This window comes from Heliomicrobium modesticaldum Ice1, assembly GCF_000019165.1.
In the GTDB taxonomy this organism is placed as follows: domain Bacteria; phylum Bacillota; class Desulfitobacteriia; order Heliobacteriales; family Heliobacteriaceae; genus Heliomicrobium; species Heliomicrobium modesticaldum.
The window spans coordinates 2282501-2297803 of record NC_010337.2; the positions used below are offsets into that span (position 1 = coordinate 2282501).

A 15303-nucleotide genomic window follows, 5' to 3' on the forward strand; every position below is an offset into this window, starting at 1 on the left:
ACATGGGGCTATAGCTCAGCTGGGAGAGCGCTTGAATGGCATTCAAGAGGTCAGCGGTTCGATCCCGCTTAGCTCCACCATACCAATAAATCTTTCCTGCCACCTTTACGGTGGCGCCCTTTGCTCCTTGAAAACTGCACAGAGGATAAGTAAAGCGCAAGCGGTTATGGTCGAAGTGATCGATGCCGTCGTTTTACAGACTTTTTTGGATGGTCATGCTTCTAGGGGCTCGTCTATACGAGACGTTTAGATAGCGTGATCCAGACAAGAGGTTTTAACGAGCGACGGATAGGTTGCTACGACAATAATCGATTATAAGGTCAAGTTAGTAAGGGCATACGGCGGATGCCTAGGCGCTGAGAGGCGAAGAAGGGTGCGGACAGCTGCGAAAAGCCACGGGGAGCCGCAAGCAGGCCTCGATCCGTGGATACCCGAATGGGGCAACCCACTTGGAGTCATATCCAAGTATCCCCCGCTGAATCGATAGGCGTGGGAGGCCAACCCGGGGAACTGAAACATCTCAGTACCCGGAGGAAAAGAAATCAACCGAGATTCCCTCAGTAGCGGCGAGCGAAAGGGGAAGAGCCTAAACCGCCTCTTCGGAGGCGGGGTTGCGGGACCTTCACTATGTCCCAATTGTCTTAGTCGAAGCGGTCTGGAAAGGCCCGGCACAGCAGGTAACACCCCTGTAGGCGAAAAGGCAAGAAGGATAGAAGGGATCCCAAGTACCGCGGGGCACGTGAAATCCCGTGGGAATCCGGGGGGACCACCCTCCAAGGCTAAATACTCCTCAGCGACCGATAGTGCACAAGTACCGTGAGGGAAAGGTGAAAAGCACCCCGGAAGGGGAGTGAAAGAGAACCTGAAACCGTATGCTTACAAGCAGTCAGAGCGGTTTAACCGTGATGGCGTGCCTTTTGTAGAATGAACCGGCGAGTTGCGGTCACGAGCAAGGTTAAGGCGAAAAGCCGAAGCCGAAGCGAAAGCGAGTCTGAACAGGGCGCATAGTTCGTGGCTGCAGACCCGAAACCGGGTGATCTACCCATGTCCAGGGTGAAGCGGAGGTAAAACTTCGTGGAGGCCCGAACCGACCGACGTTGAAAAGTCGGCGGATGAGGTGTGGGTAGGGGAGAAATTCCAATCGAACCCGGAGATAGCTGGTTCTCCCCGAAATAGCTTTAGGGCTAGCCTCGGGATACAAGAATGCGGGAGGTAAAGCGCTGATAGGGCTAGGGGCCTTCACCGGTTACCGAACCCTGTCAAACTCAGAATGCCCGCATTTATGCCCGGGAGTCAGACGGCGAGTGCTAAGATCCGTCGTCAAGAGGGAAACAGCCCAGACCGACAGCTAAGGCCCCCAAGTGCCTGTTAAGTGGAAAACGATGTGGCGTTGCCCAGACAACCAGGATGTTGGCTTAGAAGCAGCCATCATTGAAAGAGTGCGTAATAGCTCACTGGTCGAGTGACGCTGCGCGGAAAATGACACGGGGCTAAACAGGCCGCCGAAGCTTCGGCAAGACGTAAGTCTTGGGTAGGGGAGCGTTCCTTGGGCGTAGAAGTTCAGCCGGAAGGCTGGGTGGAGCGCAAGGAAGTGAGAATGCCGGTATGAGTACGCGAAAAGGCAGGTGAGAATCCTGCCCGCCGCAAGCCTAAGGTTTCCTGGGGAAGGCTCGTCCGCCCAGGGTAAGTCGGGACCTAAGCCGAGGCCGAAAGGCGTAGGTGATGGACAACAGGTGGAGATTCCTGTACCACGTTGGATCGTTTGACCGATGGGGGGACGCAGGAGGATAGGTGAACCATGCCGCCGGTCGAGCATGGCCAAAGACGGTAGCGGAGCGATAGGCAAATCCGTCGCTCATCAACGCGAAGGTCTGACGGGGAGCGAACCTTAGTAGCGAAGTCACTGATTCCAGACTGCCAAGAAAAGCCTCTAGGGAGAGACAACGTGCCCGTACCGCAAACCGACACAGGTAGGCGAGGAGAGAATCCTCAGGCGCGCGAGCAAACCCTCGTTAAGGAACTCGGCAAAATGACCCCGTAACTTCGGGAGAAGGGGTACTCCGGCGAGCTATGACATCATAGCATCGAGGGAGTCGCAGTGAAGAGGCCCAGGCGACTGTTTAGCAAAACACACAGGTCCCTGCCAAACCGCAAGGTGACGTATAGGGGCTGACGCCTGCCCGGTGCTGGAAGGTTAAGGGGAGAGGTTAACGCTTTGAACCGAAGCCCCAGTAAACGGCGGCCGTAACTATAACGGTCCTAAGGTAGCGAAATTCCTTGTCGGGTAAGTTCCGACCCGCACGAAAGGCGTAACGATCTGGGCACTGTCTCAACGAGGGACTCGGCGAAATTGATCTACCCGTGAAGAAGCGGGTTACCTGCGATAGGACAGAAAGACCCCGTAGAGCTTTACTGTAGCCTGACATTGGATTTTGGTGTGTTTTGTACAGGATAGGTGGGAGACGTGGAAGCCAGGCCGCCAGGTTTGGTGGAGTCGACGGTGGGATACCACTCTGAATGCACTGAAGTTCTAACCTGGCGCCCTGAAGCGGGCGCAGGGACCGTGTCAGGTGGGCAGTTTGACTGGGGCGGTCGCCTCCTAAAAGGTAACGGAGGCGCCCAAAGGTTCCCTCAGACTGGTTGGAAATCAGTCTAAAGAGTGCAAAGGCATAAGGGAGCTTGACTGCGAGACAGACAAGTCGAGCAGGGACGAAAGTCGGGCTTAGTGATCCGGCGGTATGTGAGTGGAAATGCCGTCGCTCAACGGATAAAAGCTACCTCGGGGATAACAGGCTTATCTCCCCCAAGAGTCCACATCGACGGGGAGGTTTGGCACCTCGATGTCGGCTCATCGCATCCTGGGGCTGAAGTAGGTCCCAAGGGTTGGGCTGTTCGCCCATTAAAGCGGTACGTGAGCTGGGTTCAGAACGTCGTGAGACAGTTCGGTCCCTATCCATCGCAGGCGAAGGAAGTTTGACGGGAGCTGCCCCTAGTACGAGAGGACCGGGGTGGACCGACCGCTGGTGTCCCAGTTGTCGTGCCAACGGCAGCGCTGGGTAGCTATGTCGGGAGCGGATAAGCGCTGAAAGCATCTAAGCGCGAAACCGACCCAAAGATGAGACTTCCCACTCGAAAGAGGTAAGACCCCAGGAGGATGACCTGGTAGATCGGCCCGAGATGTACGCGCCGCGAGGCGTTCAGTCGACGGGTACGAATCGGTCGAGGACTTGACCTTTTGCGCGAAATCGTGTATGATATAATTCCTCTGTGTGGTTTTTAAGGGGCAAACCCTTAAACAAACGATAAGTAAGGTCATTTGCCTTGTATCGCTAATATGATAAGGCAGAGACGCATGGAGAGATGGCCGAGCTGGTCGAAGGCGCACGATTGGAAATCGTGTAGGCGGGCAAAACCTGTCTCAAGGGTTCGAATCCCTTTCTCTCCGCCATTTTATCGGGGTGTAGCTCAGTTTGGTAGAGCGCCTGCTTCGGGAGCAGGAGGCCGCACGTTCAAGTCGTGTCACTCCGACCATACAACACATGCGGGTGTAGCTCAATGGTAGAGCACTAGCCTTCCAAGCTAGCTACGTGGGTTCGATTCCCATCACCCGCTCCATTCAAATCATTATGGTGGCTGTGGCGAAGTGGTTAACGCACCGGATTGTGGCTCCGGCACTCGTGGGTTCAAGTCCCATCAGCCACCCCATGGCGGCATAGCCAAGTGGTAAGGCAAAGGTCTGCAAAACCTTCATTCCCCAGTTCGAATCTGGGTGCCGCCTCCAAAATATTTTGGGCGATTAGCTCAGATGGTTAGAGCGCTTGCTTGACATGCAAGAGGTCAGCGGTTCGATTCCGTTATCGCCCACCATCTGCCTCGGTAGCTCAGTTGGTAGAGCAGAGGACTGAAAATCCTCGTGTCGGTGGTTCGATTCCGCCCCGAGGCACCACGTCACGGAGGGATTCCCGAGTGGCCAAAGGGAGCAGACTGTAAATCTGCCGGCTCTGCCTTCGAAGGTTCGAATCCTTCTCCCTCCACCATCATTGGGGTGTAGCCAAGCGGTAAGGCAGCGGACTTTGACTCCGCCATTCGTTGGTTCGAATCCAGCCACCCCAGCCATTTCCCCTCTTTTTTTAGATCCATTAGCTCAGTTGGTAGAGCACCTGACTTTTAATCAGGGTGTCGCTGGTTCGAGTCCAGCATGGATCACCATGCTGGCCCGTTGGTCAAGCGGTCTAAGACACCGCCCTTTCACGGCGGTAACAGGGGTTCGAATCCCCTACGGGTCACCATTGTTGGGCGATTAGCTCAGCTGGGAGAGCGCCTGCCTTACAAGCAGGATGTCGGCAGTTCGATCCTGTCATCGCCCACCAATTATGGAGCAGTGGTGTAGAGGCCTAACATGCCAGCCTGTCACGCTGGAGATCGCGGGTTCGAATCCCGTCTGCTCCGCCATCTATCTGGAGTGGTACTCAAGTGGCTGAAGAGGACGGTTTGCTAAATCGTTAGTGGTCGTAAGGCCAGCGTGGGTTCAAATCCCACCCACTCCGCCATGTCTTCCTTGGTAGTCGGTTTAAACGCCGCCTATCTTCTTGTCGGGGCGTAGCTCAGTTTGGTAGAGCGCTACCTTGGGGTGGTAGAGGTCGCACGTTCAAATCGTGTCGCTCCGACCATTGTCGCTTTCAATATCTCCCATTCCTCGTGCGGTCGTGGCGGAATTGGCAGACGCGCTAGATTCAGGTTCTAGTGGTCGCAAGGCTGTGGAGGTTCAAGTCCTCTCGACCGCACCAAATGCGGAAGTAGCTCAGTGGTAGAGCATCGCCTTGCCAAGGCGAGGGTCGCGAGTTCGAATCTCGTCTTCCGCTCCATCATGCGCCCGTAGCTCAGCTGGATAGAGTAATTGACTACGAATCAAGAGGTCGGAGGTTCGAATCCTCCCGGGCGCGCCATTTTGCCGCCGTAGCTCAGTCGGTAGAGCGTATCCTTGGTAAGGATAAGGTCACCGGTTCAATCCCGGTCGGTGGCTCCAGTATTAAAGTGAAAGAACCTGTCGGATGATTCCGGCAGGATTTTTTTTATGACGTTACCTCTTTAAAAAATATCACCGGGCTTGCGTTGGTAGTAACACCGTGCTATACTATCGCTAGTGCCTTTCCGACAGGGGAAGGAATCTTTGGCAGACGAGGCGTTTGGCGACAACGATGCGTGTTATTGTAGCTTTCGAAGGAGTGGGTACCTAGCCCACTCTTTCCGTTTGTAAACCCCATCCCGGCGAGCTCTCACGAGAATGGATCATTTCTATTCCGGTGAAACTATGGAGAATTCTCAAGCTGCTACTAAAACAGCTTTGTGACTGCAAGAGAACCGTAAGGAGGATTATAATGTCCGGCAAGGTGCGTTTAGAAGATCGGGTATCCGCCTGGGCAATGCCGATTGTGGAGGAACTGGGGTTGGAACTAATCGATGTCGAGTGGGTGAAGGAAGGAGGGAACTGGTACTTACGCATCTTTATCGATAAGGAAGCCGGCATCGAGATGGAAGACTGCCAAGAAGTCAGCCGGCGCATCGACGAGATCCTTGACCGGGAGGATCCTGTAGCTCATAGCTATTCGCTTGAGGTGTCTTCACCCGGGATCGATCGACCGTTGAAATCGGACCGGGATTACGAGCGGTTTCGGGGAGAGACCGTCCGCATCACCACTTTTGCTCCGGTGATGGGCGCCAAAGAACACCTGGGAGAATTGGCCGGCAAAAATGAAACTTCTATCTTGATAAGGAAAAATGACGAGGAAATGGCAATCCCGCTGACGCAGGTTTCCTCTGTTCGTTTATATCCTGGTTTTTAACTGACAACTGAATTAGGAGGCATCCCGATGAATGTCGAATTTTTGACTGCCCTCAAAGATTTGGAACGGGAGAAGGGGATATCTAAAGAGATACTGCTCGAAGCCATTGAGGCAGCACTTATCTCCGCGTACAAGAAAAACTTCGGCTCCTTGCAGAATGTTCGCGTTCATATCGACCGGTCAACGGGCGAGTTCAAGGTCTACTCACGCAAATTGATCGTTGAGGAGCTCACCGATCCCCGCGTCGAGGTATTACTAGCAGACGCGCAAAGGATCGACCCCAACTATCAGGTTAACGATGTGATTGAGACAGAGGTTACTCCTCGAGAATTCGGACGCATCGCCGCCCAGACAGCTAAACAGGTAGTGGTCCAACGGATCCGCGAAGCTGAACGCGGCATGATCTATGAGGAATTCTCCAACCGCGAGGGCGATATTGTCACCGGGATCGTGCAACGAACAGAGAATAAAAACGTATTTGTAGATTTAGGTAAAGTTGAAGCGCTCTTGGCGCCATCGGAACAGATGAACGGCGAAACATATCGACACAATGATCGGATCAAGGCGTATATTGTGGAAGTGAAAAAGACAACGAAGGGCCCGCAGGTCTTGATATCCCGGACTCATCCCGGACTGCTGAAACGGCTTTTTGAGTTAGAAGTGCCCGAGATCCATGACGGCACAGTCGAGTTAAAAGCCGCTTCTCGGGAAGCTGGCGCCCGTTCCAAGATCGCTGTCTATTCCAAAGATGAAAATGTCGATCCTGTCGGTGCTTGTGTTGGTCCCAAAGGGATGCGGGTGCAAGCCGTCGTCAATGAGCTCAAGGGCGAGAAAATCGATATCGTCAAGTGGAATCCCGACCCGGCCAAGTTTGTAGCCAACGCCCTCAGCCCGGCCAAGGTGGTCTCTGTAGATATCATCGAAGAAGAAAAGGTGGCTCGCGTTGTCGTGCCTGACTATCAACTGTCGCTGGCCATCGGGAAGGAAGGGCAAAACGCCCGCTTGGCCGCCAAACTGACAGGCTGGAAAATCGATATCAAGAGTGAAAGCCAAGTCAAAACGGCGAAAGCAGCTTTCATCGATCATGATGAAAATTATGATGCCGAATATGAAGATTTTGATGAACAGGTTGGCGAGGATTATAACGAAGCATACGATGATGCCTATGACGAAGAAGCTTACGATGATGCCTATGACGGGACTTACGATGACAACTACGATTGCTACGAGGAATATCCAGAAGAATACGAAGATGGTTATGAAGAAGAGGCTGACGATGCAAAAATTCCTCAGGATTTTCCTGAGTTGACCAATGATAAAAAACCAGGCGCTCCTACCTCTGGAGGGAAAAAATGAATCGCCTTCGTAAAATACCCCAACGGATGTGTGTTGGCTGCGGGGAGATGAGAGACAAGAAAGCGTTGATTCGTGTCGTTCGAACCCCTGAAGGTGCGATTCTTCTCGATCCGACTGGAAAAAAGTCGGGCCGAGGCGCCTATATTTGTTCAAATACAGGTTGCTTGACAAAGGCGATCAAAGCGAAGCGACTGGAAAAAGCGCTGCGCCTGCCTATATCGCCGGAGGTCGTGGACGCCCTGAAAGTGCAAATGGGAGAGGTTTGATGGTTACGGACAAGGTCCATGGATTGCTCGGTCTCGCTCGTCGGGCCGGAAAAATCGCCGCTGGAGACAGCGCGGTGGAAGCCAACCTGAAAAAGCAAAAGGTCTTCCTCCTGCTCTTCACGGAAGACGCCTCCGCCGGTGTCGTTCAGAAGTACAGCCACTGGTGTGGGGACCTGGGGATCCCGACGGTCACCTATGGCCAGAAAGAGGTCATAGGTCAGGCAATCGGTCTTTCGCCTCGGACGTTGGTGGCTGTTCTCGATGAGGGTTTTGCCAAAGCAATCCATAAGGCGGTACACGAAACCACAGCCGAATCCGGCCAAATATTGCGGAGGTGACAGAATGGTCAAAAAACGAGTTTTTGAATTGGCCCGGGATTTGGGTGTTGAGAGCAAGACTCTTTTGTCCAAATTCAATGAGTTAGGTATTGATGTGAAGAATAATTTGAGCACCATTGAAGATGGTGATATCGAGAAGATAATGCCGCTGTTTAAAGGCAAGGGCACGGCTTCTGCCCGTTCTGGTGAAGAGCAACATAAGACGGCCCCGAAAGAAGAGGCGCTGAAAACACCGGCAGAAAGCCGTCGTCATGAAGGCCCCATCCGGCCAGAAGAACAAAGGGATGAAGACGTTAGACCGCCCCGCTCGGAAGGCCAGCGCGGCGAAGACGGCTCTCGTCCGCCCCGTCCGGAAGGTCAGCGCGGTGAAGGCGGTTCCCGTCCGGAAGGCCAGCGCAGCGAAGGCGGCTCCCGTCCGCCTCGTCCGGAAGGCCAGCGCAGCGAAGGCGGCTCCCGTCCGCCTCGTCCGGAAGGCCAGCGCAGCGAAGGCGGCTCCCGTCCGCCTCGTCCGGAAGGCCAGCGCGGCGAAGGCGGCTCCCGTCCGCCTCGTCCGGAAGGCCAGCGCGGCGAAGGCGGCTCCCGTCCGCCTCGTCCGGAAGGCCAGCGCGGCGAAGGCGGCTCCCGTCCGCCTCGTCCGGAAGGCCAGCGCGGCGAAGGCGGCTCCCGTCCGCCTCGTCCGGAAGGTCAGCGCGGCGAAGGCGGCTCCCGTCCGCCTCGTCCGGAAGGCCAGCGCGGCGAAGGCGGCTCCCGTCCGCCTCGTCCGGAAGGCCAGCGCGGCGAAGGCGGTTCCCGTCCGCCTCGTCCGGAAGGCCAGCGCGGCGAAGGCGGCTCCCGTCCGCCTCGTCCGGAAGGCCAGCGCGGCGAAGGCGGCTCTCGTCCGCCTCGTCCGGAAGGCCAGCGCGGCGAAGGCGGTTCCCGTCCGCCTCGTCCCGAAGGCGGCTTCAGCGGTCCCCGCCCCGGCGGCACCAGCATGGGTCAAGGCGGTCCCCGTCCGCAAGGCGGCCTCGGCGGCCCTCGTCCTGGCGGCACCGGCATGGGCCAAGGCGGTCCCCGTCCGCAAGGCGCCATTGGCGGTCCTCGTCCCGGCGGTCCTGGCGCTCCGCGCCCGCCCCGTCCTGAAGGCGCCGGCTTCGCCGGTCCTCGCCCCGGCGTCGGTCGCCCCGGCGGGCTCGGCGGCCCTGGACGTCCGCCGGTGGGTCAAGGTCGTCCCGGCGGACGACCGATCCCCAAGTCGGCTATCCCCAAACCTCCCGAGACGACGGATGTGCCGAAAAAAGACGGCCGTCAGCGTCACGCCAACCACAAGGTGCAGCCCAAAGAACATGATCACCGTTATGAAGACCGTCCCGGCGCAAAACTGATCCACCCGCGCAGCCAGTCCAAAGGTAAAAAGAATGTTCGCCAGATAGAAGCGGAAGCGCCGAAGCATATCCTCATCGACGAATCGGTAACTGTGCTCGAACTCTCTCAGGCCATGGGTAAGACGGTGACCGACATCATCAAGAAGCTCATGCAACTAGGCGTATTGGCCACGATCAACCAAGAGATCGACGCTGATACGGCTTCGATCCTCGCCGCCGATTGGGGCATCACCGTCGAGGTCAGAAAATCGGTTACCGCCGAGGAAATCCTCGCCGAGGAACCGGAAGAAACTGATGAGAATTTGATTCATCGCCCGCCAGTTGTCACAGTCATGGGCCATGTCGACCACGGCAAAACGTCGCTGCTCGACGCCATCCGTGAGACCAATGTCATCGCCTCGGAAGCCGGCGGCATCACCCAACACATCGGCGCTTATCAGGTTGAGATCGACGGCAAGAAAATCACCTTCCTTGATACGCCCGGCCACGAGGCCTTTACGGCCATGCGCGCTCGCGGCGCTCAGGTGACCGATATCGCCATTCTGGTCGTCGCCGCCGATGACGGCGTCATGCCCCAGACGGTGGAAGCCATCAACCATGCGAAAGCAGCTGGTGTGCCCATCGTTGTCGCCATCAACAAGATCGACAAGCCTGATGCCAACCCTGACCGGGTAAAACAGGAACTGACCGAATACGGACTCGTTGTCGAAGAATGGGGCGGTGATACGATCGCCGTTCCCGTCTCTGCGAAAGCTCGCCAGAATATCGATCAATTGCTCGAGATGATCCTGTTGGTAGCTGAAGTTCAGGACCTGAAGGCCAACCCCGAACGGGCAGCCCGCGGCACCGTCATCGAAGCCCAACTGGACAAGGGACGGGGGCCTGTGGCTACTGTCCTCGTACAAAAAGGCACCCTCAATATCGGCGATGTCATCGTCGCCGGCACAGCCGTGGGGAAAGTTCGCGCCATGATCGATGACAAAGGGCGCCGGGTGAAGAAAGCAGAACCGTCTATGCCTGTCGAGGTGCTCGGTCTTTCCGACGTGCCCCAGGCGGGTGATACCTTCAGCGTCGTCACTGAGGAAAAACTGGCCAAACAGGTCATTTCGGAGCGGGTCAACAAACGCAAGGAAGAGGAACAGAAGCGGACCTCCAAGGTCTCCCTCGATGACCTGTTCAAACAGATCAAAGAAGGCCAGGTCAAGGACCTGAACGTTATCGTCAAAGCCGATGTACAGGGTTCGGTCGAGGCGTTGAAAGGCGCCCTGGAGCGGCTCTCTACTGATGAGGTGCGTGTCAACTGCGTCCATGGCGGCGTCGGTGCCATTACCGAGACCGATGTCATGCTGGCAGCGGCATCTAACGCCATCATCATCGGCTTCAACGTCCGTCCTGACGCCAACAGCCGGAAAGCGGCGGAAGCGCAACAGGTCGATATCCGTCTCTACCGCGTCATTTACGACGCCACCGAGGACATCAAAGCCGCCATGTCGGGCATGCTGGAACCGGAAGAGAAAGAAGTTGTTCAGGGCCACGCCGAGGTTCGGGCCACTTTCAAAGTGCCTAAGGCGGGCACCATCGCCGGTTGCTATGTCCTCGACGGCAAGGTTACCCGCAACGCTGAGGTTCGTGTCATCCGCGACGGCATCGTCATCCATGAAGGCAAGTTGGACTCTCTGAAGCGCTTCAAAGACGATGTTAAGGAAGTTGCCGAAGGTTACGAGTGCGGCATCGGCATCGAGAACTTCAATGACATCCGGGAGCATGACACGCTCGAATTCTTTATCATCGAAAAAGTACAGCGTAAGATCGATTAACCTATGTTCGTCTACATTGTGATCTAAGTATTGATCGTCGCACAGGGAGGGGGAGACCCCTCCCCAAGGCTGTCGAGTGGAGGAGTTGACGACCATGGCCGGTCATCGGATGGCCCGCATGGCTGAAGAGATCAAACGTGAACTGGCGAGACTGCTTCGCGATGAGATGAAAGACCCTCGCCTGGGCTTTGTCAGCATTACCGCCGTCGAGGTGTCAGGCGACGGCCGGCATGCCAAAGTGTATGTTAGCGTTATGGGAGATGAAAGCGCCCGCGACAATTCTCAGGCAGCGCTGAAGCAGGCGACCGGTTTTCTGCGCACGGAACTTTCGAAGTCGCTGCGGGTCCGCTATGTGCCGGAACTGGTGTTCCTCTCTGATCTGTCTATCGAGCGGGGAACCCGGATCGCCCGGCTGTTGACCGAGATGGAGAACCATGATGATGCAGAAGCCCCCCGCTGAGGGGGATCTGGGGCAGGTGCTCGTGCACTTGTCGGCAGCGTCCCGCATCCTCCTGATCGTCCACAAGGTTCCTGACGGCGATTGCCTTGGTTCGGTCAGCGCCATGCTGTCGGCTCTTCTGGCAGAAGGCAAGGAAACGGTAGCTTTCTGCGAAGACCCCGCACCTGTGGGATATCGCTTTCTGCCCAACCTCTCACGGCTGTATCACGCCAATACTATGCCGCCCTTTCAGCCGGATGTGATCGTCGTTCTTGATAGCGCCGATCTAGGGCGGATCGGCGAGGCTGTCCGGTTCCTCGACGGGAATGTCCCTGTGGTGAATATCGATCATCATATCGGCAATAGCCGCTTTGGCGATGTCAACTGGCTTGACCCCGCCGCGCCGGCCTGTGGAGAGATGATCTACACCTTGTGCCGGGAGGCCGGGTGGAAGATCACGCCGGACGTGGCGACAGCCCTGTATACGGCGTTGATGACCGACACCGGCTCTTTCCAGTACGCCAACACCACGGCCGATACGCTGCGGCTGGCGGCAGAACTGCGGGATCTAGGCGCTAGGGCAAACGAGATCCGCGAAGAGGTCTATGAACGCAAGCCGCTCGCCTATCTCCGCCTGTTGTCCGCGGTGCTGCCTACCTTGCAGGTGAGCAAAGACGGCACTGTCGCCTGGCTTTGCGTTACCAGGGAAACGATAGCAGCCTCCGGTGCCGGGTCGAACGATTGCGACGGTCTGATCAATTATCCCCGTTCCATTGATGGTGTTCGGGTGGCGCTCCTCTTCCGGGAGGTCAGCGCCGGTGAGATCAAGGTTGGTTTTCGTTCCAAGGGAGATATCGATGTCTACGCCATCGCCTGTCGTTTCGGCGGGGGAGGACACAGGCGCGCTTCAGGGTGCACCTTTATGGGACGAATGGAAGAAGCGGAAGCGCAGATCGTGCAGGCGGTGATGGAGAAACTTGGAACCGCTTGAGCTAGAGGGATTTCTTAATCTATTAAAACCGCCAGGTATGACCTCTCACGATGTGGTGGCCAAGGCCCGGCGCTTGCTCAAAGAGAAACGGATCGGCCATCTGGGAACGCTCGATCCTGATGCTGCCGGTGTGCTGCCCATCGCTATCGGACAAGCGACGCGCCTCATTGAACTGGTGGCGGGTGTCGACAAGGCCTACCGGACGCAACTCCGGTTGGGCGCTGTCACGGACAGTCAGGACGCTTCGGGACGGATTGTAAAGACCGGCGCCGTACCTGCTTTGTCCCGCGATGACTGGGAGGAGACGTTGCGACCCTTTCGCGGTCAGATCCTACAGACGCCGCCGATGGTTTCAGCGGTGTCCGTCGGCGGCAAACGGTTGTACGAGTATGCTCGCCAAGGGATTGAAGTGGAACGGTCTGCCCGTCCGGTGAGCATTTCCCGGATCGAGATCGTGCACTATGATCCGGCGACCCCTGAGGAAATCGTCATCGATGTGGAGTGTTCGGCAGGGACTTATATCCGGACGCTCTGCCATGACATCGGCCAACGCTTGGGCTGTGGCGGTCATATGGGGTGGCTGATCCGGACGCGCAGCGGTCTTTTTTCCCTGCGAGACAGCCTCACTTTGGAATCCTTGGCGGAGGGACCGCCGAAGGAACAAATCGTCACCCCTTTTGAAGCCCTTGCCCACCTGCCGGCGCTGGAAATCGGAGAAAACCGGCTGGCAGCCCTCTCCCGAGGGTTGGCCCAGTACCTGCAGGGCGATGGCTGGTCAGAAGGCCAATGGATCCGTATGCACCGGCGGCAGAAGCTGCTGGCGGTGGGGCAAGCGATCCGCAAGGACGAGCAGTGGCTTTGCCAGCCACGGAAAGTGTTCACTCGTCTGGAAACCAGATCGAAGTAGGTATAGGGCATGAAAACCATCGTGTACAACGGTCCCCTCGACATTCGCTACGGTGATGTTTATGTAGCACTGGGCAATTTTGACGGCGTCCATCTGGGCCATCAGAAACTGATCACCGAGATGGTGAAAAAGGCGCGGGCCAGCCAAGGAACGGCCGTGGTCGCGACCTTTCACCCCCATCCCCTGCGGTTGATCCGGCCCGAAGCGGCGCCTAAATTGATCACGCCGATGGATGTGAAGGCGGGCCTATTAGGACGCCTCGGTGTCGACATTGTTCTCATCTTGCCCTTTAATCCGGACCTGGCCAAGCTGTCTCCGGAGGAATTCGTGCAGCAGGTGCTCCATCAAGACCTGCGGGCCGAGTTGGTTCTGGTTGGTTTCAACTACAGTTTCGGTCGTGGCGGCAAAGGTACGCCTGAGCTGCTCTGGGAACTGGGTCATCGCCTCGGGGTCCGTGTGCGGGTGATCGACGCCGTGACCATCGCTGGTGAGCCGGTCAGCTCTACGGCTGTACGGGCTGCCCTGGAGAAGGGCGACATTGAGCGGGCCGCCGATCTGCTGGGTTATATGCCGATCCTGCGCGGTCCAGTCGTCCCCGGTGATCAGCGGGGAAGGAACATCGGTTTCCGGACGGCGAACATAGAACTGCCGCCGGAACAGTACCTGCCTGCCCGGGGGGTCTATGCCGCCTGGGTGCGTTCAGTCAGCCTCTCTGAGGGGATTTTGGCGGTTGTCAACATCGGTGTTAAGCCGACCTTTGGCACGGGGTTGGCTGAGACGGTGGAGGCCCACTTGATCGATTTTGAAGGCGATCTGTATGGGCAGACATTGACGCTGCACCTGCTGCGGAGGATGCGTCCCGAGATGCGCTTTCAGAGCCCTGAGCAACTGGTGGAACAGATTCACAGGGACCTCCAAGATACACGGCATTTTTTCCACGCCCAGCAGGAACATATCTTTGCAAACCGGATCATAGAAATCTAAACACCGAAATATTCAACCGCGTCGGCGCGCGCGTAACAAGCGCCTTTTTTCCGACAGCTTTCTGATCATCTCGCCTTTACTTCATAAATTGGCTGTGCTAAAATGTCTTTTGTGACTCCGGGGAAGGAGGCACCCATGGGACTGCCGTTGATTGACGAGCATCACCAGCGACTCCGTGCTATCGCCGGCGAGGTGGCCCATATCTGCGCCAGCGAGGAGTTCCTGGCTTTGAAATCCGAGCTGGAGCTGCTCTACCAGATGGCAGGAGCAGAGGAACCGGCGCGATTGGCCTTTCAGGACGCCCTGTATACTTTGTTGAATGACAAAAGCGACGGCGCCTGATCGGTGGTAGATAGTCATGCAGCGCGTGATTGTAACCGACCATGCCCGCAAGCGCCTGTACGACCTGCGCCAAGATCGGATCTCCGTCAATGACATCGAAGCTGCAGCGCATGAAATCCCCGGGCATATCCCGACAGCGACCCGCTTTCGTGGATTTGTGGCCCGTTCCGGTCGGGTTTTTGATCTCGTCATCAAAGACATCGCCACCGGGCGTCTGGTGATCACCATCATCGGCAAATGACTGTGTTCCATCGGCTCAGATAGCCGACCCTCCGACGGCTTTCTTGGCTTTTGGAGAATAATGTATAAGGAGGTGACATGGATGGCATTGGACAGTGTGCGCAAGCAAGAGATCATCGGCAAGTTCAAGCAGCATGAAAAAGACACGGGATCTCCGGAAGTGCAGATCGCCATCCTCACGGATCGGATCAACTACCTGACGGGGCACCTGAAAACCCACAAGAAGGACCATCACTCCCGCCGAGGCCTGCTGAAGATGGTTGGTCAGCGCCGGAATCTGTTGGCTTATTTGAAGCGAACCGATATCGAGCGTTATCGCAAGCTTGTGACCGAGCTCGGGCTTCGTCACTAAAAATGGAAAGAACGGGGTAACCCGTTCTTTCTTGCGTATGGGCGAGTTTTTTTCATGATGGAAGGAA

General features: G+C 56.7%; 12 protein-coding genes, 20 tRNA genes and 1 rRNA gene. All 33 read left to right on the top strand.

Features of this window, described 5'->3' with window-relative positions; genetic code table 11:
- Positions 1-4 precede the first annotated feature (4 nt).
- The 33 genes from HM1_RS10375 to rpsO all read left to right on the top strand — a co-directional run bounded on the left by HM1_RS10375 (position 5) and on the right by rpsO (position 15236).
- A tRNA-Ala gene (locus HM1_RS10375) sits at positions 5-80 on the top strand.
- A 238-nt stretch (positions 81-318) separates the two neighbouring features.
- A 23S ribosomal RNA gene (locus HM1_RS10380) occupies positions 319-3235 on the top strand.
- Between the two features lie 119 nt (positions 3236-3354).
- Positions 3355-3448: transfer RNA gene (locus tag HM1_RS10385), tRNA-Ser, on the top strand.
- A gap of 6 nt (positions 3449-3454) precedes the next feature.
- Positions 3455-3531, top strand: a tRNA-Pro gene (locus tag HM1_RS10390).
- Between the two features lie 10 nt (positions 3532-3541).
- A tRNA-Gly gene (locus HM1_RS10395) sits at positions 3542-3615 on the top strand.
- 14 nt (positions 3616-3629) lie between these two features.
- Positions 3630-3705: transfer RNA gene (locus HM1_RS10400), tRNA-His, on the top strand.
- A gap of 1 nt (position 3706) precedes the next feature.
- Positions 3707-3781, top strand: a tRNA-Cys gene (locus tag HM1_RS10405).
- 9 nt (positions 3782-3790) lie between these two features.
- Positions 3791-3867: transfer RNA gene (locus tag HM1_RS10410), tRNA-Val, on the top strand.
- Positions 3868-3870: 3 nt separating this feature from the next.
- A tRNA-Phe gene (locus HM1_RS10415) sits at positions 3871-3946 on the top strand.
- A 6-nt stretch (positions 3947-3952) separates the two neighbouring features.
- A tRNA-Tyr gene (locus HM1_RS10420) sits at positions 3953-4037 on the top strand.
- A 4-nt stretch (positions 4038-4041) separates the two neighbouring features.
- Positions 4042-4116 (top strand) — tRNA-Gln (locus tag HM1_RS10425).
- A gap of 17 nt (positions 4117-4133) precedes the next feature.
- Positions 4134-4209, top strand: a tRNA-Lys gene (locus HM1_RS10430).
- A gap of 4 nt (positions 4210-4213) precedes the next feature.
- Positions 4214-4289 (top strand) — tRNA-Glu (locus tag HM1_RS10435).
- 5 nt (positions 4290-4294) lie between these two features.
- Positions 4295-4370, top strand: a tRNA-Val gene (locus HM1_RS10440).
- A gap of 5 nt (positions 4371-4375) precedes the next feature.
- A tRNA-Asp gene (locus tag HM1_RS10445) sits at positions 4376-4452 on the top strand.
- Between the two features lie 7 nt (positions 4453-4459).
- Positions 4460-4550 (top strand) — tRNA-Ser (locus HM1_RS10450).
- A gap of 43 nt (positions 4551-4593) precedes the next feature.
- Positions 4594-4670: transfer RNA gene (locus tag HM1_RS10455), tRNA-Pro, on the top strand.
- Between the two features lie 30 nt (positions 4671-4700).
- Positions 4701-4787 (top strand) — tRNA-Leu (locus HM1_RS10460).
- 3 nt (positions 4788-4790) lie between these two features.
- A tRNA-Gly gene (locus tag HM1_RS10465) sits at positions 4791-4865 on the top strand.
- A gap of 4 nt (positions 4866-4869) precedes the next feature.
- Positions 4870-4946 (top strand) — tRNA-Arg (locus tag HM1_RS10470).
- Positions 4947-4950: 4 nt separating this feature from the next.
- Positions 4951-5026, top strand: a tRNA-Thr gene (locus HM1_RS10475).
- Positions 5027-5378: 352 nt separating this feature from the next.
- On the top strand, positions 5379-5843 hold the full coding sequence (locus HM1_RS10480) for a ribosome maturation factor RimP (protein ID WP_012283340.1): 465 nt from the start codon (positions 5379-5381) through the stop codon (positions 5841-5843).
- Between the two features lie 27 nt (positions 5844-5870).
- Entirely contained in the window at positions 5871-7199 is a 1329-nt protein-coding gene (nusA, locus tag HM1_RS10485; RefSeq protein ID WP_012283341.1) for a transcription termination factor NusA, read from the top strand.
- A complete protein-coding gene (rnpM, locus tag HM1_RS10490; protein WP_012283342.1) occupies positions 7196-7465 on the top strand; it encodes an RNase P modulator RnpM in 270 nt (89 codons plus the stop codon). The genes nusA and rnpM overlap by 4 nt, the downstream gene beginning before the upstream one ends.
- Positions 7465-7803: a L7Ae/L30e/S12e/Gadd45 family ribosomal protein gene (locus tag HM1_RS10495; protein WP_012283343.1), complete on the top strand. Its 339-nt coding sequence runs from the start codon at positions 7465-7467 to the stop codon at positions 7801-7803. The genes rnpM and HM1_RS10495 overlap by 1 nt, the downstream gene beginning before the upstream one ends.
- A 4-nt stretch (positions 7804-7807) precedes the next feature.
- A complete protein-coding gene (infB, locus tag HM1_RS10500; RefSeq protein ID WP_041313746.1) occupies positions 7808-10981 on the top strand; it encodes a translation initiation factor IF-2 in 3174 nt (1057 codons plus the stop codon).
- A 94-nt stretch (positions 10982-11075) separates the two neighbouring features.
- Positions 11076-11441: a 30S ribosome-binding factor RbfA gene (rbfA, locus tag HM1_RS10505; RefSeq protein WP_012283346.1), complete on the top strand. Its 366-nt coding sequence runs from the start codon at positions 11076-11078 to the stop codon at positions 11439-11441.
- On the top strand, positions 11422-12411 hold the full coding sequence (locus HM1_RS10510; RefSeq protein WP_041313749.1) for a DHH family phosphoesterase: 990 nt from the start codon (positions 11422-11424) through the stop codon (positions 12409-12411). The genes rbfA and HM1_RS10510 overlap by 20 nt, the downstream gene beginning before the upstream one ends.
- The gene (gene truB / locus HM1_RS10515) at positions 12398-13318 is read left to right on the top strand and encodes a tRNA pseudouridine(55) synthase TruB (protein WP_012283348.1); all 921 of its coding nucleotides are present in this window, start codon (positions 12398-12400) and stop codon (positions 13316-13318) included. The genes HM1_RS10510 and truB overlap by 14 nt, the downstream gene beginning before the upstream one ends.
- 9 nt (positions 13319-13327) lie before the next feature.
- A complete protein-coding gene (locus HM1_RS10520; protein WP_049754117.1) occupies positions 13328-14302 on the top strand; it encodes a bifunctional riboflavin kinase/FAD synthetase in 975 nt (324 codons plus the stop codon).
- A gap of 135 nt (positions 14303-14437) precedes the next feature.
- On the top strand, positions 14438-14644 hold the full coding sequence (locus HM1_RS10525) for a hypothetical protein (RefSeq protein ID WP_012283350.1): 207 nt from the start codon (positions 14438-14440) through the stop codon (positions 14642-14644).
- A 16-nt stretch (positions 14645-14660) separates the two neighbouring features.
- Entirely contained in the window at positions 14661-14885 is a 225-nt protein-coding gene (locus tag HM1_RS10530) for a hypothetical protein (protein ID WP_012283351.1), read from the top strand.
- Positions 14886-14972: 87 nt separating this feature from the next.
- The gene (rpsO, locus tag HM1_RS10535; protein WP_269464925.1) at positions 14973-15236 is read left to right on the top strand and encodes a 30S ribosomal protein S15; all 264 of its coding nucleotides are present in this window, start codon (positions 14973-14975) and stop codon (positions 15234-15236) included.
- Positions 15237-15303 lie beyond the last annotated feature (67 nt).